This window comes from Bradyrhizobium sp. MI1.4, from assembly GCF_055811315.1.
This window is the reverse complement of the sequence record NZ_JBVVPP010000015.1, coordinates 1-21149: the sequence shown is the minus strand read 5'-3', so window position 1 is coordinate 21149 and position 21149 is coordinate 1. Positions and strand designations below refer to the sequence as shown.

Genomic DNA, 21149 nt, shown 5'->3' with positions numbered 1-21149 from the left:
ATAAGCCATGGGTACGAGTGCGGGTGTCGGAATGAGCCATCACCGCAACCCGAAGGTAGCCGGTCGCGAGGCAGCCGAGAAAGCGTTGGCGGCGGCGGGAATCGAAGAACCCGACTTCGTTTTTATGTTCGCCTCAGTCGGATATGAACAGCGCGCACTCCTGTATGCGGTTCGCGCGGCAACCGGTGGTGCTCCACTCGCCGGCGGGTCTGGCGGGGGTGTCATCGCAGGTATCGAAGCCGACGAGTCGAACTTCTCAGTGGCTGTGATGGCCATCAGCTCCGACGAATTGATTTTTAAGAACGCAATCGCCTCCGGCCTCAAGGCTGATTCGGAAGCCGCGGGAAGGACCATTGCTCAGAGCCTGGCTTGCGAGGTGCAGCCTGATACGGTTGGGCTAATAATGCTTGGTGACGGGTTGACCCTGAATTTCGACCGATTCGCAGCAGGACTTAAGAGTGAATTGCAGCTTGATCGTCACCTGCCCTTATTCGGAGGTACGTCGGCCGACAACATGGAATTTAAACAAACATATCAATATTGCGACGATCAAATCACATCCGACGGGATCACGTGCGTTCTGCTGACCGGTTCAGCTCGGCTTGCTTGGGCAGTTAACCACGGCTGCCTTCCCATCGGCGGCGAACGCAAAGTGACCCGCTGCTCCGGTAACGTCATCTACGAGATCGATGGCATGCCAGTCCTCGATGTGCTCAAGGAATATCTCGTCGGTGACGAAATTGACAATTGGAGCAAGGCGGTCCTCAGTCTCTGCATAGCATTTAAAGCGCCCGAGCAGATCAAGGGCTACGACGACTATCTGATCCGCTTCATGCCGACGAAAGATGACAAGGCGGGGTCAATCACAATTCCGACCGAGGTGGAAGAAGGTACAAGCATCTGGATGAGCCGGCGCGACCACCAGAAGATATCGGCCGGCGTCGACCGCATTGGCGAAGAAATCAAGTCAACACTAGGCAACAACGCGCCGAAGATGGTGTTTCAGTTCGACTGCATAGGCCGCGGCAAAGCCGTTTTTCGCTACCAGCAGAAAAGCCAAATGCTGGAAAAGCTTCAAAAGAAAATTGGGCCCACGGTGCCATGGATAGGCCTCTACACCTATGGAGAAATTGGACCGATAGGAGGCCGCGACTATTTCCACAACTACACCGCCGTAGTCTTAGCGGTTTATTGATTAGTCAATGTCAGCACCGCTATACTCCGCGTCCCCTGGAAAGACCGGTAGCATGAGCGAGATCGAGCGCCTTCGCATCGAAAACCAGCGCCTTTCAGATGAGGTCAAGCGCTTGGTCACAACCGAGAGTCAGCTCTACGAAGTCCAAGAGCACCTCGACGGCCAGATGAGCGCGTATCGTCAGCTCTACGAGCTCGGCAAGAAATTCAATACGACCATCGACCTCGCCACGATCCTGAAACTTGCCTGCGCATTCGTTTTGTACGAACTCAATTTCGAGCGCTGCCTCATCCTTTTTAAGCGCTTCGGGGCGAACGTTTTCTCCATCGAGACGATGGAGGGGTACTATGACGATTCCGAGAGTTCTCGCATCGCCAGGCTGGTTCTCCCTGCCTCGTCGCTGGCGCTCGCCCCAATTTATGACGGCGTGGAGCGGGTAGTGTGTTTGCCCGATTGTCGCCGCAGCGAGTTGACGTCATTGCGGCGTCTCTTCGGTATGGACGAGTACATCGCCTCGCCGCTGGGCGGAGAACCGAGCAACCCTACCCGCTTGCTTCTCATAGGGAATACAGCGGCGCAGGCTCATTACCAGCGCCGGGTTGTCCAAGATGGCGAGATCCTACTCCAGTTGGCCAACCTAGTCAGCCAGACTTCTACCGCGATCAATAATGCGAGCTTCTACCAGGCGCTCGACCAGGAGCGGCAGTCTCTCGAGGGAAAAGTCCGTGAAAGAACGCAGGAGTTGTCGCACTCGCTAAACGAACTGCGCGCGGCGCAGGATCGGCTAATTCAATCCGAAAAGCTCGCCTCGCTAGGGCAACTCACGGCCGGCATCGCTCATGAAATCAAGAATCCCCTTAATTTCATTAACAATTTCTCCGCACTCTCGGCGGAGTTGGTCGATGAACTAGGTGATATCCTCAAACCAGCGCCGTTGAACGAGATGATGCGCCGAGAAACCGATGAAATCGCAAGGCTTCTTAAAAGTAACCTCGAAAAGGTGGTGCGGCACGGCAAGCGCGCAGACTCGATTGTGAAGAATATGCTGCTGCATTCGCGCGACGATTCTGACGAGCGGCGTGCTGTCGACATCAATACGCTGGTTCAGGAGAGTCTCAATCTTGCCTATCATGGAGCGCGGGCCGAGGAGCAGGGATTTCATATCAAGGTGGACCAAAAATTCGATCCTGCGGCAGGTGAGGCCGAGGTGGTACCCCAGGAGATTACCCGTGTGCTACTGAACCTGATCAACAACGGATTCTATGCGGCGAGGAAGCGTAAGGCAGACGATGGTCGCAACGGTCATGATCCTCGCCTTACTGCAACAACCAGAAATCTGGGGAACCGCGTCGAAATTCGAATTCGCGACAATGGCTCGGGCATTCCGTCCGAAGTGAGGGAGAAGATGTTCAATCCATTCTTCACTACCAAGCCGCCCGGACAAGGGACTGGCCTTGGGCTTTCGCTGAGCTACGATATCGTTGTCAAGCAACACGCTGGCTCGATTGACGTCGACACTCAAGCCGGCCAGTTCACTGAATTTCGAGTCGTCCTTCCACGCTCCGCCCATGTGAGCAACGCTGAGACTCATTCGTGACTGCCCTCATACTCGTGGTCGACGATGAACCCGACGTCGAAGACCTGTTTCGACAGCAGTTCAGGCGCGACATCCGTTCCGGCCGCTTCACTATTGAATTTGCTAGTTCGGGAGACAGCGCGCTCAAGAAAATGGGTCATGCCAACACTGCGCCTTTGATCCTGATTTTGTCGGACGTCAATATGCCGGGAATGAGCGGCATTGAACTTCTACCGAAAGCGAAAGCGTCAAGACCGGATGTGCCTGTGATCATGATCACGGCCTACGGCGATGACGACACCCGACGAAGAGCTCTGGAGGGAGGTGCAGAAGCCTTATTGACGAAACCAATCGACTTCACTGCGCTCCGTAGCGAAATAGACGGACGGCTCAAGTCTGGACACTAGTTCCATGCTCTCTCTGGGCGCAAAATGCGAAGAATTCAAGGTGAGCAGATTTGGTCCGCCATCCCTCCGGAGCGAACCTTTTGGAAGTCCGCCGCCCCTTCGCCGATGACCAAGCTCGGACGAATTTCCTCGAAATGCGGTCCAAAGACATGGGTTATCGCCAATGCCCGGCGCGCGAGGAGGGCGCGCAAGGGGCACGAGAAGGGAAGGGCGCTGAACTCAGCGCACCCAGGGGTATTCACGGCGCCAACGCATGTCAGCACGTATTAGGCATGCGGTCGCCTGCCGGTCGCATGCAACTATGCATTTGTTCTGATACCCTCGGAAGTCACCGGCGCCAGCAGTGAAGGTGTCACAACTGCCCACGCAATTCGCAGCTCGATTGTTGCACCGAAAGTGGCTTGCTTCAGCCGCTGAGTTAAAAAGCGCTGTGGTGCCTACAACCGCGATGGCGAAGGAAATGCGCCGTGCCATTCAAACCTCCTGAGAGAATCCCTAACAGCGGAACAAATGGATTGACGCATCTGCTAAGTGCCACGTCGATGCGCTAGATCAATCACTTAGGGGCGGGTGGGCGGATTGGCCCATCTCGGGTTTCCGGTGATAGCGTTCGGTTGGGCCCCCTGACATAGGGCCTCCTGCGATTTCCATGCGAAGACCTTCGCGCGATTATAGGTTCGGCTAGAAAGCACGCCTGACGGCTAAGCCGCCGATAGTGGTGGAAACCTCGCCCAAAATAACGCGAGCGTCGTGCCTCGCCTATGCAGTTTCGGCGCGACTGCCGAATTAAAGGCGTGGACCGGCAGCAGAGCTCGATATCATCTCAAGCAGATTTTCTGCCTACGAGTCTTCTGCGGTCGCGACCAGATCCCGCTTCGGGGCAGAAGCTGCGGTTGAAGGTAGTTCAGCGTACTCACTCAGCCAGCGATGGTCGAAGCGGAGAACGAGGGCATGTGGTCGGATGGCAGACCGGTCGGACCAGGCGATCAACGGTGGCTATCCTTGGGTTGAGATCCAGTGCTCGCGCAGAAGGCCTCGCAGGAAGCGATCCCGCCGCGCTCGCCGCACGCGCCGACGACCTTAGTTCATGACGAGGCCCACCGTCTCCACTGCAGCACGTGCGCCAAGGCCCGGCCGGCGACGATGTTGCTGCAGTTGATAGAGCGGGCACGGGGCGCGATTGGGACCTGACACAACCAGGCTGCAATAGCCGCTGTTGCGTGTGCTCGTGCCTATCCACTCCCGGCCTCCGGCTACTAGCGCATCCGTCGTGCCAATGATTTGTCGTCTGAGACGCCGATCGCTTCAGCGCTTAAGCCTATAGGAGGCCCTCTTATGGGTTGCTTGGCACGGCTCGCCCTCGCCGCGACCGCGGTCGGCGCAGTCGCGGCCTCCCGGTGGGAATGAGCGTGTGGCGCCTGTCGCCTGCGCGCCTGCATTTTCATGGAGCAGAATCTTGTTCGTGAAGGGCTTAGGTGGACAAAGAGGCGCTCAGAGCCAAACGCCGATCCGGCAGACATGCACTAGATGTAATTTTACACACGACCCGCTTCATGCGATGCATCCGCAGTTCGCGGAGCGGTCCCACGGGACGATGCGGCCGGCCTTAACATCTGTCCGGTGCTGGATCCGATCAGCCGAAAATCACTCAGTTCAGCGCCACGGCGGGGCGCGAGAGCGAGCTTATAGCGAGAACAGCGTGCAATGACGTTTGAAGACGAGGAATCGTCAAATCTGACGGTTGAGCAGTGTGAAGAAATGGCCGCAGCCATATCTCAGGACGCAACACAACTGCCGCCCGGACCGAGAAGAAACGAGCTGTTGAAGTTGGCGCAATACTATCGTGTGCTTGCAGCAATGAAGAGCACGATAGCGCGGAAGCTGAATTGATGGACGACTTGATCCAGCAGCAACGGTTAGCTGACGTTCCGGGCCGGAGGTTGTTCGGCTCGATTCCGTGCTCATGGAGCGGCTGCTCAACCACCACCGACGAGCAGGACTGTTGCGATGATCAGCCAGCGGGTGGTAAATTCAACACTACGATTGTTGAGTACGTTGCTCGGGCAAAACTCGAACGCACCCGCATCAGATGGGCCGGGAGATGGAAGCCGGACGACCTAGACTCTCGACAGCCGACTTTTCCTGGCTCAGGCGCTGCTCCAAATACTGTCGCTAAAGTTTTGAGAGATTGGTCTTAAGCAGCCGTCGATATCGGCTGAAGTTGCTGTCATGGGCGCGCAGACGGGCGACTTCCTCGTCCGTCAAGGTACTCCGTATAGACAAAAGAATCTACGGGTACGGAAAAGGTGTGAAGGCAAGCTTCGTGCCTAGCCGGTTCATTGTCAATAAAGGTGCCGGTTCGGGATGAGTATCCATAAAAAAAGGCCGGCAGTGTCTGCCGGCCCAGTTTACGGGAAACGGAATTATCGAGTTAGTACTTGGCCATCACCGGACCGCCAAAACGATAGTTGATGCGTGCGGTGATCAAGCTCGCGTCTGACCGCGTGTTGACATTGATCGAGGTTACGGCCGGAGCGAGCGCGGGTGTCACGAACGTCCTGCTGTCGCTGACTCTGAACAGATAGTCGTATTCGAGCGCGACAGACCAGTTTGGCGTGAAGCCGTATTCAATTCCTGTTCCCACAGTACCGCCCCATCGTGTCCGGCTCGCCTGGGCAATGCCGATGCCTGTGGCAGTGTTGAACAGATCCCAGCGCTGGTCTGCGACCGCGGCTCCGCCCTTCACGTACCAGAGGACGTTGTTCCACGCGTAGCCCACCTGACCCGTGAACAGGCCGAGTGCGTTGGTCTTGGTGCTCCAGGTGTTGCCGGGGAAAAGCAGGCTGCCGTTGGAATTTCGGAAATTGGCCCAATCGCCTTGCGCCTCGAGGCCGAACACCCAATTCGCTGACTGCCAGCGATAACCGATCTGGCCGCCAGCAACGCCACCGCCTGCGTCACGACATCCTTCGGCTCCGATGAGGTTCACGCCGTTGACCGCGTTAACGTTCAGGCAACGATTGCTCCAGCCATAACCCGCGTTCGCACCAACATAGAAGCCGGTCCAGTCGTAAACCGCGGCCATCATTGGCGGGGGCGCCTTGGCATAAGGACGCGCTGCCAGATCAGCGGCCGAAGCGGGAGCAGCTAATCCAAGTGCCGCGAAGCCGGCGGCCGCCATCATAACTTTTTTCATCAGATATCTCTCTCTCCGTCGCTGCCATCTTCCCAGGAACATGCGCTGGCGACCACTGGATGATGCATCGAAACTTGCATTGCAGAGTAATTCAACGATGCAAGTCTACGCGGTCGCCCGGGGAGATGCTGTGTCAAACATGCAACGGTTGAATTTTATAAGACTCACACCGCCGCAAACGCGGTGTGTGTCGGACGCGATTTCGGTAAGTTTGCCGATTTTGCATAGTCGGGCGCTGCTCGAAATCTGCACACCACATTTTCGCAACAATGCAGCGCCGCTCTTGCAGCCGAGCGCTTCGTTCAACGCCGGCGTTTCGTGAGGCGCGAAGATCGGCTGCGAGGTATAGGCAGGCCACCTGCATCCCGAACATGTTGCCGACAAGACCCGCACCGGAATGGCAGCCAGCCTCCCTGCCAAGCCTGCGATCTCGACTCATTGGAATGTCGCGACCATCCGGTTTCTCCATTAGTTTCGAAACCTTAATTCTCTGGTCAGCATTGTGTAATGGGAGAGCTCTTATCAGCAGCGGCGTTAGCGCGCGCAACTGCGCTCTGAATCGTCAACCTGGAGCTCTCTTATGATCGACCGAAACCATTCTGCCTCTCATCGGGAGCAGACGCGCTCGATTTTCTCGGCACGAAAAGTGGCCTTGATGGCGTCGGTAGTGACCGGACTAGCGGTGTACGGGTTCAGCTCGCCTTCCGATCGCTTTGAAATCTTTGGCCGCGCAGCTCACGCCCAGGTTGGTAACGCTGCGCCAAGCGCCGTCCAGTCTTTTGGCTTTGCCGATGTGGTCGAGCGGGTCAAGCCGTCCGTGATTTCGGTCAAGGTCACAATGAAGGACAAAGCCAGCGAGTTAAGCAACAAGGACGACGCGGATGAGCCGGGCACTCCCATGGAGCGCTTCTTTCGTCAATTCGGTGGCTCCAATGGTGAATCTCAAAATCCTGGGCGTGGCGGTCGGCATGGTACGACGGGGCAAGGTTCCGGATTCTTCATTTCATCCGATGGATACGCGGTTACCAACAACCACGTCATAGAAGGAGCCGATAAAGTCGAAGTAACGACGGCCGCCGGAAAGACCTACACGGTGAAGGTGGTCGGGACCGATCCCCGGACAGACCTTGCCTTGATCAAGGTCGAGGGCGGTTCGGATTTCTCGTTTGCGAAGCTTTCTGAGGGTGAGGCCAGAGTTGGTGATTGGGTACTTGCAGTCGGCAACCCGTTTGGTTTGGGTGGCACAGTAACCGCCGGCATCGTCTCGGCTCGTGGCCGCGACATCGGAAGTGGTCCTTACGATGACTTCATTCAGATCGACGCGCCCGTTAACAAGGGCAATTCGGGCGGCCCGGCGTTCAATATGCAAGGCGAGGTCGTCGGCGTAAATACTGCAATCTATTCGCCGTCCGGTGGCAGCGTCGGCATCGCGTTTTCGATCCCAGCCTCGACGGTCAAGAGCGTAGTCGCCCAACTCAAGGAGAAGGGAAGCGTCAGCCGCGGCTGGATCGGCGTTCAGATTCAGCCGGTCACCCAGGATATCGCCGACGGCATGGGTTTGAAGCAGGCGGAGGGCGCTTTGGTAGCGGACCCTCAGAAAGATGGACCTGCAGCGATGGCCGGCGTCGAAGCGGGCGATGTCATCACTGCAGCAAATGGACAGCCAGTCAAAGATGCTCGGAACCTGGCGCGCATCATCGGTGGCTTTGCGCCTGGCAGCGCCGTCAAGCTGGACGTGCTGCATAAAGGCGAGAGCAAGATCGTCAGCATGACTCTTGGTCAATTGCCAGATGCCCAGCAAGCCAGTGTCGACGCCGAAAGCGATGGCAAAGCTGCCGCCCATGGCACCAGTGTTCCGTCTCTCGGTTTGACGCTCGCGCCTGCAGAGAAGGCGGACGGCGCAGGCAAGGCCGGCGTTGTTATCACGAGGGTGGAGCCTAAAAGTGCGGCAGCAGAGCGAGGGTTCAAGAAGGGCGACATGATTCTAGAAGTTGCCGGAAAGAGCGTTTCCAAATCCACTGATGTCAGCGAGGCGCTCGAAGTGGCGCGCGCCGGCAAGAAAACCAGCGTGCTGATGCGCCTTCGATCCGGCGATTCGTCGCGTTATGTCGCTGTGCCACTCGCAAAAGGTTGAACGAACAACCTGATCGGCAGCGGGCTTCTGACCGCTGCCGATTATTCGGATGATGGCGATCCGAAGCTGCATCCTGGATCGAAGCACAGCTGGTCTCCCGGGCGGCAGGGCCACCTCCCGAAAGGGGCATCGCGCTTGGCTGCGGTGATGAAAGTAACAAGCATTCAGACATTCCGGGACTGATCGTGTGCAATGCATCTGACATCGAGTTCAGCAAATCGCGGATAGCACAGGCGTATATCAAGCTCTTGTGTATTCCGGATGGCGCTGCGAAACTGGTTTCACTCGCGCGTATCGGAAATTACGAGGTTCGTATGCTTGAGTGTTCGCAAATCGATCTCGGCGCGACGCCGCTGTTTTCGATAGAATTGTTCGACCAAGACGAGCAGTTGCCACTCGCTGTTTGTAGTTGCTACGACATCGACGAAGGAGCGGCGGCGTACCGGAATTTCATTTCGCGATGAAGTCATTCCTTATTGGACCAGGAGGAGATGCTGACTTCGACGATGATCCGTGCAGCAAGGGGACTGCTCGGTCTCGATCCGGCAGGAGCAGCCAAATTGGCAGAGCTTAGCCAGCGGACGATCTCGAAATTGGAAGCCGAGGACGACCTCTCCTCCAAAGATCTGCGTCGAAGGAATGCCCTGAAGGCCATCAGATCTGGCTTCGAGAAAGCCGGCATAGAATTCATTTTTCCGGACGAGAAATCCGGTCAGGGAGTTCGGATTAGGCTCTCCTCCAAATAGTCGCTCAGGAAAACGGGAATATGCGAACCGGCTAGATCGCCAGGCGCTGTGATGCCGGCGAGTTGATGAGACCTTCTTGGATCGGCGAATCGAAAGGGACACCGGTCGGGGTCTCGATCCATGGAATGGCCGATCGGCGTCTCCATGCAATGATGACCGCTCGCCCGTGATCACGAGGTACTGGCGGTCGCTGGCCTCATAGCTGATCGGCGTGGCCTGGCCGCCGGCAGGAAGCACATCCTTCCAAATGGTTTTTCCGGTCTTGATGTTGATGGCACGGATCAGATTGTCCGTCGTCGCTGCGATGAAGATAAGTCCGCCGGCGGTCACGACCGCGCCGCCATTGTTGGGCGTGCCGATCGTGTCGGCAGCATCGACGGTCCCGAACGGGCCGTTCGTCCGGGCTTCACCTAACGGACGATCCCACAGCGTCTTGCCGGTCTTCAGATCGATCGCGCGAATTCCGCCATAGGGCGGCTGCTGCACAACAAGCCGGTACCGGGTTGCCGCCAGCCGGCATTGACGTTGATCGCATTAGGGGGAACCGAGCTGTGGATCGCCCGCGCTTTCCTGCTCGCCGATTTCGGCGCGCGCTTGGTCCCGCGGCGCTGAACCAAGACGATTGGCCTGGTCGCGCGGCACCAGCCGCTTACCGCGTCGGGTTGTTTTGGCCGGCTTCAACTCGCGCTCACGCCACATCGGCCATCCGAAGAGCCGGTCTCGCGGTGGCTCGGAACAACGTAGCGGAAGGCGTTTCCCCAAACATCGCGCGGTAATTCACGGAGAAGCGCCCCAGCTCCCAGAATCCGTGCTCCACGGCAATTCTCGTCACCGTTGTCGAGGAAGAACCGGCTCGCAAGAGTGCACGGCGAACAAGGTGCATTCTCCTCAGCGCGAGGTAGCGGATAGGACCCATACCGAGATGTGTTTCGCAGGCGGCGCGAAGGCTGCGTTCCGCAGCTCCGATCGCTCCGCATATGTCTCCTAAATAAAGCGGCACGTTTGGGTTAGCTTCGAGATATTCATGGAATTTTGCGATTATCCGAGCCTGACGCAGGCCGCAGTTAATGGATTGACTAGAGGCGCTCTCGGTCAGACACCTGACTAATAGATGGATGAACTGGTTCTCCAACGAGCGCGCCGCCTCGTTCACGACAAGAATCTCAGGCGCGCTCGCAGCGATTTGGCCCACTATCTCATGCAGGTTCAGCAGCCGTGACATCATAGCAGCGTCTGGCCGAACAAGCTGCCTTTGCGAAGAGCTCGAAAACAAGTCGCAACCGGCTATGACTTGGCAAGCCGCATTAAGTTTGCACATCTCAAGAGATATCGATCCCAGACGAAACTCGGCCTCGGTCTGCTGGTGTATCTCGTCGCTGTCATTGACGATAATGTTCCCAGACGAAACTTCCATCCCGCAGTGCCGCATACTGGCTGGCGACGATGACGTCAGGAACGTAAAAGCGCTGCGTCCGGGCTTGATGAACCCGGTGTTGATCGTGGGCAAATTGTGGAAGAAGCGTTGCAGCAATAACTCACCCAGGCGGACCTTGGTCAGCTCCGCTCTAAACGAAAAGCCCGACGTGGGTAGCACCTCAAAATCCGCAGTGGTGATCGCCGCCTGGTAACAAAGTGGATCTTCAAAGCTGAGCGTCGCACTCCGATCCATCTTCTCCTCCGCAGTTTTCGGCACAAGGCTTTGGTGTGGCGGCGTGTTCTTATCGGACGGTTGGGTCTAGCGGCTCGGCGGCGGGCTCCAACTAAGCGATCTGGCTGCCACCACTAATAGACTTGCAAGGCCCTTTCCCTTAAGGTCTGAAGGGGTCGGGGATGGTTATGGGCACCGAGCCAGAGCAGCCGATTAACCTGACAGCAGACGAGTGCGACGAACTCGCCGACGCACTGACCGAAGAAGCTGCCGCACTGCCGGCAGGTCAAAAACAACTTAAAATAGTAAATTTGGCGCATTGCTATCGCCATCTTGCGAGAATGAAGCGTTTGGTCGCCCGGAACGTGAATTGATGGATCAAGAGTGGATCGTGATCTTCACGCTCGCTGTGGAGTGCGGGTGTGCCGCCGCGCCGCAGCGAAGGTATCTGCGTGCAGAAGATATTCGGCCAAAGCGCCTCGCTGAATTGGACCAAGGTCCCACAGTGGCAGTTCCGCCAAGGACTTGAGGCATGAATTTGGGCTCTGATCCGGTGCGGCTTACTCCAGCCACGGCCTCAAGCCGAGTTCACCACTCGACAGTTCCCGAATGAATGCTCTATCCTCGCCCAAGTGTCGAATGGACGAGCGCCGTGAAAGCCTGCGATCGGGGTGGTTGGCCGGCTGTTAGGTACGCCCGTTTTTGGCGTGGCGTATTTCTGCTGATTCTTTTCGCGCCTTGGATTCTCATCGCGCAATCTCAGGCTGAAGATGCATCGCGGCGGGTCTTAGTTCTTCACTCATACAATTATACGTTCCCAGCTACGGCAATTGTTTCGGATGCGGTCCGGAAGCGCTTGTTGGAACGTTCTGCCGAGCGGATTGAAATCGACGCCGAATATTTGGATTTGGCCCGACGTCCGGATGAGGCCCACGCCTCACGAATGGCCAATTTCCTTCGCGAGAAATACGCCGGCGTACATTTTGACCTTCTGTTCGTAATCGGTGTCTCAGCGATACCTTTTATCCTGAAGTATCGCGACGTGGTCGGCCCCGCGGTTCCCGTCGTATTTTCGGATGTCACCCGGTCGACTTACGAAGCGCTGCAGCTTCCCCCAGACATCACCGGCGTAATCAATAACTCCTACCCTGGAAAGACACTTGAGCTTGCAGAACGGCTTCAGCCCCAGGCACGTCGCTTAGTGGTCATTAGCGGGACCGATGCCGTCGATCTGCGCTGGCGTGAAATCGCACGCACTGCGATTGAGAGCCAAAATGCCGCGTCTGAGGTGCTCTACTGGTCTAACCTCACACACGCGGAATTGCTGCGCGATGTTTCGCAGCTGCCAAGAGACAGCATTGTCATGATGCTAACCTTTTTCGCAGATCGCGACGGCAAACGCTTCATCCCAAGAGACGTGGCTGCCGCTGTGGCCAAAGCTTCCGCCGCTCCGGTCTATGGGATATTCGATACCTATATCGGCGCCGGGATCGTTGGAGGGTACACAGACACTTTCGAATCGTTGGGCATAACTGCAGCTGACATGGCCCTTGATATACTTTCGGGTGCCGAGGTGACAAAGGTACCTCCCAGATCCAATCCCAAGCCCGCCTTCCGTACTGATGCGCGGGCTATGAAGAAGTGGGGCCTCAAAGAAAGTGACCTTCCGCTCGGCAGCATCGTGCTCTTCAAGGAGCCGACTCTCTGGAGTGAGCATCGCTACCTCGTACTGAGCACGATCATGATTGTCGGATTGCAGGCCTCTTTCGTCGTCGCATTGCTGTTCCAACGACGTCGGCGCCATCAAGCTGAGATCTCGCTCAAGGAAAGCGAGGAGCGAATGAGCTTCACCGCGGCTTCGGTGAATGTGGGCCTATGGCAGTTTGATGGAACGACCAACGAAATGTGGACGACTGAGCATTGCCGAGCAATGTTCGGACTCCCGGGAGACCTGCCGCTTACTCGCGATGCGTTTTTGGAGGTCGTACACCCTGACGATCGCGAGGTCGCACTCGCCGCGATCCGCCAAATTAGGAATCCCGGGGAACCTGCCGTAACGCGAGTTCGTGTTATAGCAGAAGGGCGGGTCCGGTGGATCAGCATCCGGACGCGTGTGCGCCCTGACGACCATGGAGCTCCGAACCGATTTAGCGGAATCTTCGTTGATGTCACCGAACAAAAGGCCGTTGAGGCCGAAGCGGAGTTGCAACGACAGGAAGTCGCGCACTTGATGAGGGTTTCCGTTCTGGGTGAGCTCTCCGGCGCGATCGCGCACGAAGTTAACCAGCCCCTCACTGCGATCTTATCGAACGCGCAGGCGGCGCTCTATCTGCTGGGTGACGATCCCCCCAACGTCGCGGAGGTTCGAGACGCGCTGCAGGATGTTGTGCAAGATGTTAACCGGGCGGGCGATGTCATTCATCGGCTGCGAAGCCTGCTGAAGAAAGGCCGGGCGGAGCTGGAATCGGTCAGTATGAACGCACTGATCGATCAGACGGTCGCGTTGCTTCGGAGCGAAATGATCGATCGCCGCATTGTGGTCAATGTGGATCTTGCGGCCGCTTTGCCTCATCTCTTAGGCGATGCCGTCCAATTGCAGCAAGTTCTGCTAAACCTTCTCGTGAACGCGATGGACGCGATGGCTTCGACCGAGGGGACGAGGATAATCACGATCTCTAGCCGGGCAACGCAGGGCTGCATTGAGGTTTTCGTCAGAGATCGGGGACCAGGGATCGAGGTTGCCCAGGCAGACAGACTGTTCGAGCCTTTCTTCACCACAAAGAACCATGGCCTTGGACTTGGACTGACGATCTGCTCGACCATCATTGAAGCGCATGGAGGCAAGATTGTCGTGGCGAATGACAGTACTGGTGGCGTCGTCGCCACCATATTGCTGCCAACGCAAGAAGTCCTTGCGGAGGCTTAAATGAAAGATCCCGCGTTCACGATTTTTCTTGTTGATGATGACACGAGGGTGCTGAATGCGTTGTCGCGGCTGTTACGGGCGCGAAACTTCGGTCTCAAGGCATTTACGTCTGCGCCGATGTTTCTGGCCGAACACGATGGATCGGTACCCGGCTGTGCGATCCTCGATGTGTCGATGCCGGAATTGAATGGGCTAGAGTTGCAGCAGACCTTGACTGCAGCAGGTTCGCAAAGGCCAATCATCTTCCTGACTGGCAAGGGCGACATACCGACCAGTGTCCGCGCGATGCGTGCGGGCGCGATCGACTTCCTGACCAAGCCGGTTAAGGAAACAGAATTGTTGGCTGCAATCGCGCGAGCCGAGAAACACGATGCGGCGACCCGTGTCGCTATCGCTGAAATCAACGAGATCAACGTACGACTCGCGATGCTGACACCGCGGGAGCGCGAAGTTATGACCCAGGTAGTCGCCGGCCGCCTCAACAAGCAGATCGCGGGGAACCTCGGTACTGCGGAGAAGACGATCAAGGTGCACCGCGGGCGGGTGATGATGAAACTCGGGGTACGCTCGGTGGCGGACCTCGTGAGGTTGACGGAAAAAGCACGGATCTAGTCCGAGTGGGATGAGGGGCAATGTTGGTCCAAGGGCCAACTCGACAGGCCACCCCGCTGACGCCCATAGTGCCACCATGGGAGACAACTCGGGCTGGATCGCGATCGTCGATGACGACCCTTCTGTGCTGAGGGCTCTCGAGCGCTTGTTAAGAGCACGCGCGCTCCAGGTCAGGACATACACCTCTGCTCGGGACTTTCTAGCCAGCCTGCCGCTCGGACCACCAGTGTGCCTGATCGTGGACTTGCAGATGCCCGAACTGAGCGGCCTTGAGCTTCAGCACCAACTCACTCGCTCAGGGGTCCGGATTCCCACCATCGTCATCACGGCTCACAACGAGGCCAGCGCTCGCGAACGCTGCGAAGCCGCCGGCTGCGCGACTTTCCTTACCAAGCCGCTGCAATCTGCATCTCTGCTGGTCGCCATCGAAACCGCGACGAATACCAAGACGTAAGCTTCTGTCCATAGCCAGTCGGCGATCTTGGCGGGAAAGCAGGCTACTCCGACATCTGTTAAGGGCTTAACCGCGCCGCGACTTGGTTGTCGCGAAGAAAACTTAGTTTCCGATTTCGGGTTTTCAACGCCCTTGAGACTCGCGGCGGATTCGACTCGCTTATGTTTGCCCCGTCACGCCATTGTCGCTGAGCGACCTAGAGGCGAGAGGAAAGATGGCAAACGAAAGAGTCGGGACACCGTTAGATTAACACCACCGCGAGCATCCTGAGCTCGAGGGCCGCAGGTCGTAGCATGTGCCCGAGCTCGACGGGCGGCCGCAAATGTCTGCTCCATTAAAATCATCGCGTGCTTGCCAGCCTTGTTGCCAACATATCGATCTAAGGCCCGAAGCCAACTTCTGTCGCAATGATTCCTTGGCGCGCCTACGCGACGCCGATTTTCTTGTGCACCTCGAGTGTCAGGCTCTCCAATCTTTCGGTTAGAGCCTTGATACTTTGGGTTAGTTGCGTGTTCTGGTTTAGCATTTCGACAAGTATTGTTGTCTGAGCGGTCATCGACGTTTGTCTCTCCGCGCTTGCCCGAGCGATGTCCTCTCGATGTTGTGCGTCGGCTTCTGCGTGCGCTTTGTCACGGTCGGCTTGACGCGTCTGGGCCAGAAGTATGAGTGGTGCTGCGTACGCAGCCTGCAAACTGAAAGCGAGGTTTAGAAGGATGAATGGATAAACATCGAAGTGGGCCAATCCCAGAACATTGACAAAAATCCAGATCGCCACGATGATGGTCTGAATAACCAGAAAGGCGGGTGTTCCAAAAAAGCGAGCAAAAGCTTCTGCCTTTAGAGCAAACCAATCTTCGCCGTAAAGTGAGCTTAGGTGCAGATGAGGCGCATGGAATCTAAAAAAATCGGAATTAGACTCCGTTGTTTTTACTACATGGCCTGCATTCGAAGCGATCTCGTTCGTCGTCATGGTTTCCCACTCCCTAAGGTAGTTTTGCGAGGCGGCTCCCTGAGTGATTCGATGGATATGTGTTCGCGGCATTAAGGTCGGCGAGAATTTGGCGCGTCCAGGCGATAAGGAGAACAACTTCTCGCCGGCTTTTTTAGCGACTAAATCCGTTCCGGATTACAACCGCCGTCCCTAATTGACGAATGCGAACAAAGCACCTCGAGCCAGTCGCGCTTTGAAAGCTGGTCCATCTATTTCTCAGCCCGGTGATTACTTGTTAGATACATGGCCGCGATAAACCCGGCTTGCGCCAAGGTAGGGTTCAAGGTAGCTGCGGCGGCGAGGGCCATTCAGGAGGCAACCGGTACCGCCGCCTTAACCTCAGCCAAGGCCGCTTGCAGGGCAGCTTCCTTGGTGTGGTCAAGAGAAGTGTTGAGGATCGTGCCGCCTTCGCCTTTGAGGCGGTCAAGAACCTTGTCTCCAGTGCCTTGCGCATCAGCACGAAGAGCGCCGCAGATCCAAATTGAACGGCGGCGCCAGTCTCTTTCATCCACTTTGTCAGTCAAATACACCGAGGGCGCCCGACGCTGCGCCAAGAGCAGCGTCAGCCAGTAGCATCAAAAAGATCAGACCAATCAACGAGCCCAAAATGCGCCAGTAACCGCACCGGTTGTTGTGGTGCTGTCCAGTTAATTCAGTTTGAGGTGTCCTTTGCTATCCTTCACGGCGATCATCACCGAGCTCGATCAAATACTCTTTCTGCATGGCCAACAATTTCTGGCCAACTTCCTCCTCCTTGGCCTCGGTGGGGAACGCAATCACAACAAGATCACTCATCTGCTCCGCTCCTGTAGCCCCCCGGGATTGATCGGCTGCCCACAAATATTTTGCGGATACAGTAGCCTCACGCTATGCGAAAACGGCACGCTCATCGGATCTACGTTTCATAATCTTCTCGCTGATTTCGCCGTGCAGCCACAAGCCGCTGGCCTCCGCTTGGCACGATCCCATGGCGTTGTCTTGTTTGCGGCATGGTCACGGCGCGCATTTAAGTGACGCCGAGCCGCTAGTTCGTGCGACGCGATCTCTGCGGCGTGCATTGCAGTGGCGCACCGCATGAAAAGGGCTATACTCGGCGAGGAACGTCGGTTGAAGAGGTCGCAAATGTTCAAGCGATACTTGATCGCGTTCGCGTGTATTGCCGTGCTTGCCGCACCTGCCAACGCTTAAGCGCCGGCCCCTTGGACTAAGGTGGGCATGCTAAGATGCTTACTCGATCCCAACGTTGGCTTCATAATCACCGGCCACGAGTCGATGCAGTGGTCGTTCGCGCAGAGTGCAGGAAGTCCTCAAGCCTACGAAGGAGCCATCAATATGGTCGGGCTCGACGTCATCAGGACCGCGGCGGGCGGCGCATTCGAATGGGCTGTGTTCGCATCAACGCCTGGCAGACCTGCGGGCGCCCTGGCCGGAGAATATGTTGGCGCTTCAGGCGACCTCGGGATCATCCCTGGTGTTTCAACCAATGTCCTCATCGGCGGTCGGGACGCACCTTCGCCCTACAGCCGGTCTCGTTGGGGGGATCGGCTGCCGTCAAAGTCGCCCTTGGCATTTCTGTTCTTAAGCTCCGCCCAAAGTTGTCCTAGCCGTATGGAATTGGTCCTTCCGCTATGGCCCGATTAACGAACATTTCACTGCCAACGTCATGCATTCGCGCCGTGAATCCAGGCAATCGGCGCTAGGGCAGCAACGCTGCAAGCGCAACTGTCGCCGTGTCCGACGTGCGGGCTCTTACGGGCAAACGTCCCAGAAACCCTGCGTCCGGCTGAAATCGGTGTAGTACCAGCAATAGCCGGGCACCGGGGGCGCGCCTGCATAGGCGACCGCGGCGCTTGCGGCCACGAAACCCAACGCCGCTCCGGCGGCGATCGCACCGCCTGGACGCCATGTGTAGTACGGCGGACGCACCCAGGGACGGCCGGGACGTGCGATCGGATGAACGGGCTTTGCGCCGGGCCGTACGCCCGGGCGCGCAATCGGATGCACCGGCCGGGCTCCTGGACGAACAACGTTCGTACGGGCTGCCATGCCGCCGTGCGGACCCCGCACAGCGACGGACCGGCGCGCGGCTGCCGGCTCGGCGCCGGACGAAACGGCGGCCTTGAACGAAGCGCCCGGCTGCAAGAGGGGCACTGCATTTCCTTGAGCCATTGTCGTCGCCCCAACCAAAATTGCGGTAAATCCGGCCGCGAATCTTCGAAATTTCATGGCGAGCTCATTGTTCAGATCGGAGCGCGTCGGTCGAGGACATGGAGATGCCACCAGTCGTGTCCCGTCCGGGGGCGATCTGGGAGAAAGAGTTTCGGCATCTGATCCGCACGCGCAAAGTTTGCCGCCTGGTTTCGCCTCTGGCTATGCGAAATCGGCACCAACAAGCTGTCGGCATAGGTTGATGCGAAAATACTCAACCTGCGAAAATGTAGTCGGCCATGCCCCTGGTATACGTATGATTGCAGCCATGAGAAGAAACAGGCCGGCGATAGGTCGTAGCTTCGTTGAGTTCGCCGGTCAGGTGCGACGAGGACCAGTGCCTCAAAGGGGTAGACGGGATATGATCGGCTGGACGCTGCGGAGCGTTGCGCCGTCTGGTCCCAGAGCAAGTAACTACGCTGCCGCACCCAGATCATTTGCCCCTAAAACCGGCCGGAAGCGCATAGTACAGCAACGAGGTTGCAGCATATCTGCATTGCCAGAGCCTGCCCCAATCGTGTTGAGAACGGGAGGCTCTTACCGGGCCAGAAACTTCATCAGCAAGAGTTACAAAGGGGAGGGTACAATATGTCACTCATCATGGATCTTCTTGAGCGGCCATTCGATCAGGCGATCACATCAAAATATACGGCAATGAACGGTTTAATCTATTTGGGGGGCGGAGCATTGGTTCTTTTTTGGCCAGGAATAGTGCAGACCATCTTCAGAGATGCGGCGTTCGTCGGAAATGAGGCTTCACTCATCCGCGTGCTGGGTATGACCGTGATGGTCATTGGCTGGCTATACTTATTCGGCGGTCTCTCTGGCGGCAGACGGATCGTCGCCGCCAGCGTATTGGACAGAGTGGTGCTCGTTCCATTGGCGCTCGTACCCTTAGCCATCGCGGGGGTCTTTCCTCATTTTCTGCTGGCATTTGCGCTCCTCGATCCGACACTCGGCATTGGCGCTTGGCTGCTTCTCAACCGATCGGACAGCCCTCGATTGCACTCGGCCGCGGGTACGTCATCGCGGTAGCCCTCGAACTGTATAGCGTTCAATCGCCTGAGACGCGATGAAAGCTTCATGTCTCAGTTGGATCAAAGGCAATCGTCGCGCAGCTTGCAGGAGTTGGTCGGCTCACCCTTCCCGAACTGGCGGTCGCGCCTTGTGCGGTCACGTCAGTAACGGGCCAGAGGCGGCCATCAGCTGGCAGACAGGACCTGCCTGCCTACATGCTGGCCCAGACGAGAGCCACTCTCGACATGAAACAGACGGCCGCAAAGGGCCGTCTGTTCTAGCCTTAGAGTGGGTGACCTATTGACAGAGATGCCGGAGACCGTCAGCGCCCTTGAAATAGGTGCCGGGCCTGCAGACGATGCCGTTGCGGGCAGCGTACCGATTCCAGTTGCCGTGCCAGCCCATCTCGCCGGACATGGCGTAGGAATTGCCCCAGCTGCCGACGGTAGCGTCCGCCGCCACCGGCTGGCGATACGCCGTTCGCCGAGTTGATTGTCGATGTCGATAGCCGGTGGTGGGGGTACTCCCGGTTCCAAGACCCGTGCAGCTGGCGAATTCAGCTTGGCATTCGTCCGGATTTGAGAGGGCCGCCTGCGCCAGCGCAGCAGAGCCGGACAGGGCGGATGCCGCAACAACGAGCGCGCCAAGAACTTTCAGATTCATCATGACTTCCTCCTTGCGCTTGAACCATGGTCCGATGCCACGACCGATAGTAACCGGCCGGCATTTGCGTGCCTATGCTACTTCGGCAAAACTCGCATCGTCAGGGGACTGCCTTGCGTCAATGCGAAGAACTCAACTTAAGCAAATTCCAAATCCACTTCAATTCATCTTCATACCGATCTTCCCGATGATCTCGCGAAGGTCATTCGCGCACTCACCAAACATTCGGAGCACCTCCCCCAAGCGCGTTGGTCAGGGCTCTGATTTATCGGATTCGGAAGGCTGTCGCGACATCAGGCCTGCTCGCTAGGACCTTCGTCCAAGCGTCCTTGCGTCGGCCGCTTGGGGCATTGGGATCAAAGTGTCCCCATCATCTTCATGAGCGCAAACGACGAGCGTACCTGCCAACAGCGCGATGAATGCCGGCTGCATCGCTTATTTGCGCAGACTCTTTTCGTAGGCACTCTTGCTGAAGGCCATATCAAAAGCTGCGGCCTCGCCGATGCAGATCAAATAAGGTGCGAGGTCACTGCCTCCGTTTTCAGCGCAGAAGTGGCATCCCACCGACGACCAGAATGGATCAGCTGAGGCCTAGGCCAGAAGCAGCATCGAAGAAGATTTGTTGATCGCGGGTCCTCATCGAGCAGCTCCAGGCGCCCTTAATGGCCGCTCAGCACCAAGGTCTTGACAGGCAGCACGAGCGCCTGAATGCGCAGCAACATGGCGTGCACGATGCCGGTGGCGTCGACCCCGTGTAGGGCAAAGCGCTTGAAGGTGCCGGTCTCTTTCGCCTCAATCACATCGTGATTGCTGGTGTAGGCGTTTGCGATGCAGCTGCTGCCTGGTGTCACGCCCTCTAGCCCGCCCTTGTAGATTGGCTCCATGAAGACGAGAATGGTGCCCGGACGGACGACCTGCTGCGCCTCGATCAGTTGTTCGCCCCCCCTGAACTGGCCCGCCGCGATGTAGTCCTGCACACTGGTCACCACCATCGGGATGATCGTCCACGGCTTGGAGATGCAGGTGGCCTCGGCTACCATTCCGACCTTCATGACCTGAGCCTCGATTTGCCCAAAGCCTGCCATGAGAGCGCGGCGACCAGCGCCCTCCGGAATGAGTACGCCGGCGGACCGTATCATCGGATTGACGATATCACCTGGCCTTAGCCCGAACTGCTCGACGCGCCCATCGACACCAGCGCGAATAAAGGTCTTATCCAGGTCGACTTGCGCTTCGGCCAGAGATGCCTCTGCGCTTGCCCTTTCCGCCGGTAGCAAAGCGTCAAGCCGCGTCCTCGCCGATTGCCTCGAGGAGGTTGCAGCGTCGAGAGTGCCCTGGCGACCTGCGACGGCCACGCCGAGCTTTTCAATGTCGCG

19 protein-coding genes and 1 pseudogene are annotated in these 21149 nt (G+C 57.5%); 12 read left to right on the top strand and 8 right to left on the bottom strand.

Annotation, left to right across the window (positions count from 1 at the left end):
* Window positions 1-7: 7 nt before the first annotated feature.
* The 4 genes from AC0L23_RS18780 to AC0L23_RS18765 all read left to right on the top strand — a co-directional run bounded on the left by AC0L23_RS18780 (window position 8) and on the right by AC0L23_RS18765 (window position 5068).
* Window positions 8-1195, top strand: coding sequence for an FIST signal transduction protein (locus AC0L23_RS18780; RefSeq protein WP_473357221.1), 1188 nt, complete (start codon window positions 8-10; stop codon window positions 1193-1195).
* 52 nt (window positions 1196-1247) lie between these two features.
* Window positions 1248-2792, top strand: a complete 1545-nt coding sequence (locus AC0L23_RS18775) for a sensor histidine kinase (protein ID WP_473357220.1) — start codon at window positions 1248-1250, stop codon at window positions 2790-2792.
* Window positions 2789-3178 (top strand): response regulator, encoded by a 390-nt coding sequence (locus AC0L23_RS18770; RefSeq protein WP_473357219.1) that lies wholly within the window; start codon window positions 2789-2791, stop codon window positions 3176-3178. The genes AC0L23_RS18775 and AC0L23_RS18770 overlap by 4 nt, the downstream gene beginning before the upstream one ends.
* 1704 nt (window positions 3179-4882) lie before the next feature.
* The gene (locus AC0L23_RS18765; protein WP_473357218.1) at window positions 4883-5068 is read left to right on the top strand and encodes a hypothetical protein; all 186 of its coding nucleotides are present in this window, start codon (window positions 4883-4885) and stop codon (window positions 5066-5068) included.
* A gap of 541 nt (window positions 5069-5609) precedes the next feature.
* On the opposite strand, the gene AC0L23_RS18760 is transcribed toward AC0L23_RS18765, so the two are convergent.
* Complete coding sequence (locus AC0L23_RS18760) at window positions 5610-6374, bottom strand: outer membrane protein (protein WP_473357217.1); 765 nt, start codon at window positions 6372-6374, stop codon at window positions 5610-5612.
* Between the two features lie 580 nt (window positions 6375-6954).
* On the opposite strand from AC0L23_RS18760, the gene AC0L23_RS18755 reads away from it, so the two are divergent.
* Entirely contained in the window at window positions 6955-8508 is a 1554-nt protein-coding gene (locus tag AC0L23_RS18755; protein WP_473357216.1) for a Do family serine endopeptidase, read from the top strand.
* A gap of 185 nt (window positions 8509-8693) precedes the next feature.
* Window positions 8694-8972, top strand: coding sequence for a hypothetical protein (locus AC0L23_RS18750; protein WP_473357215.1), 279 nt, complete (start codon window positions 8694-8696; stop codon window positions 8970-8972).
* Between the two features lie 9 nt (window positions 8973-8981).
* On the opposite strand, the gene AC0L23_RS18745 is transcribed toward AC0L23_RS18750, so the two are convergent.
* Window positions 8982-9740, bottom strand: coding sequence for an outer membrane protein assembly factor BamB family protein (locus tag AC0L23_RS18745; protein WP_473357214.1), 759 nt, complete (start codon window positions 9738-9740; stop codon window positions 8982-8984).
* Window positions 9741-9942: 202 nt separating this feature from the next.
* Window positions 9943-10923, bottom strand: coding sequence for a helix-turn-helix domain-containing protein (locus tag AC0L23_RS18740; RefSeq protein WP_473357213.1), 981 nt, complete (start codon window positions 10921-10923; stop codon window positions 9943-9945).
* Between the two features lie 161 nt (window positions 10924-11084).
* On the opposite strand from AC0L23_RS18740, the gene AC0L23_RS18735 reads away from it, so the two are divergent.
* The 4 genes from AC0L23_RS18735 (at window position 11085) to AC0L23_RS18720 (ending at window position 14894) form a co-directional block, all read left to right on the top strand.
* Window positions 11085-11276, top strand: a complete 192-nt coding sequence (locus tag AC0L23_RS18735) for a hypothetical protein (RefSeq protein ID WP_473357212.1) — start codon at window positions 11085-11087, stop codon at window positions 11274-11276.
* A gap of 485 nt (window positions 11277-11761) precedes the next feature.
* Entirely contained in the window at window positions 11762-13828 is a 2067-nt protein-coding gene (locus tag AC0L23_RS18730; RefSeq protein WP_473357211.1) for a sensor histidine kinase, read from the top strand.
* Complete coding sequence (locus tag AC0L23_RS18725) at window positions 13829-14440, top strand: response regulator transcription factor (protein WP_473357210.1); 612 nt, start codon at window positions 13829-13831, stop codon at window positions 14438-14440.
* Between the two features lie 76 nt (window positions 14441-14516).
* A complete protein-coding gene (locus AC0L23_RS18720; protein ID WP_473357209.1) occupies window positions 14517-14894 on the top strand; it encodes a response regulator in 378 nt (125 codons plus the stop codon).
* A 424-nt stretch (window positions 14895-15318) separates the two neighbouring features.
* Here the strand turns inward: AC0L23_RS18720 and AC0L23_RS18715 are convergent, their stop codons facing one another.
* Window positions 15319-15864 (bottom strand): DUF1003 domain-containing protein, encoded by a 546-nt coding sequence (locus AC0L23_RS18715; protein WP_473357208.1) that lies wholly within the window; start codon window positions 15862-15864, stop codon window positions 15319-15321.
* A gap of 329 nt (window positions 15865-16193) precedes the next feature.
* Window positions 16194-16680: pseudogene (locus tag AC0L23_RS18710) on the bottom strand (DUF1269 domain-containing protein).
* Window positions 16681-17094: 414 nt separating this feature from the next.
* On the opposite strand from AC0L23_RS18710, the gene AC0L23_RS18705 reads away from it, so the two are divergent.
* Window positions 17095-17526, top strand: coding sequence for a DUF992 domain-containing protein (locus AC0L23_RS18705; protein WP_473357207.1), 432 nt, complete (start codon window positions 17095-17097; stop codon window positions 17524-17526).
* 108 nt (window positions 17527-17634) lie between these two features.
* On the opposite strand, the gene AC0L23_RS18700 is transcribed toward AC0L23_RS18705, so the two are convergent.
* Complete coding sequence (locus AC0L23_RS18700; RefSeq protein WP_473357206.1) at window positions 17635-17889, bottom strand: hypothetical protein; 255 nt, start codon at window positions 17887-17889, stop codon at window positions 17635-17637.
* 792 nt (window positions 17890-18681) lie between these two features.
* Here AC0L23_RS18700 and AC0L23_RS18695 point away from each other — a divergent pair.
* On the top strand, window positions 18682-19128 hold the full coding sequence (locus tag AC0L23_RS18695) for a hypothetical protein (RefSeq protein WP_473357205.1): 447 nt from the start codon (window positions 18682-18684) through the stop codon (window positions 19126-19128).
* 279 nt (window positions 19129-19407) lie between these two features.
* Here AC0L23_RS18695 and AC0L23_RS18690 read toward each other — a convergent pair whose 3' ends face one another.
* Both AC0L23_RS18690 and AC0L23_RS18685 read right to left on the bottom strand, forming a co-directional pair.
* A complete protein-coding gene (locus tag AC0L23_RS18690; protein ID WP_473357204.1) occupies window positions 19408-19776 on the bottom strand; it encodes a hypothetical protein in 369 nt (122 codons plus the stop codon).
* Between the two features lie 656 nt (window positions 19777-20432).
* Window positions 20433-21149 (bottom strand): HlyD family secretion protein (locus tag AC0L23_RS18685; RefSeq protein ID WP_473357203.1); only part of this gene is annotated, 717 nt, incomplete at its 5' end.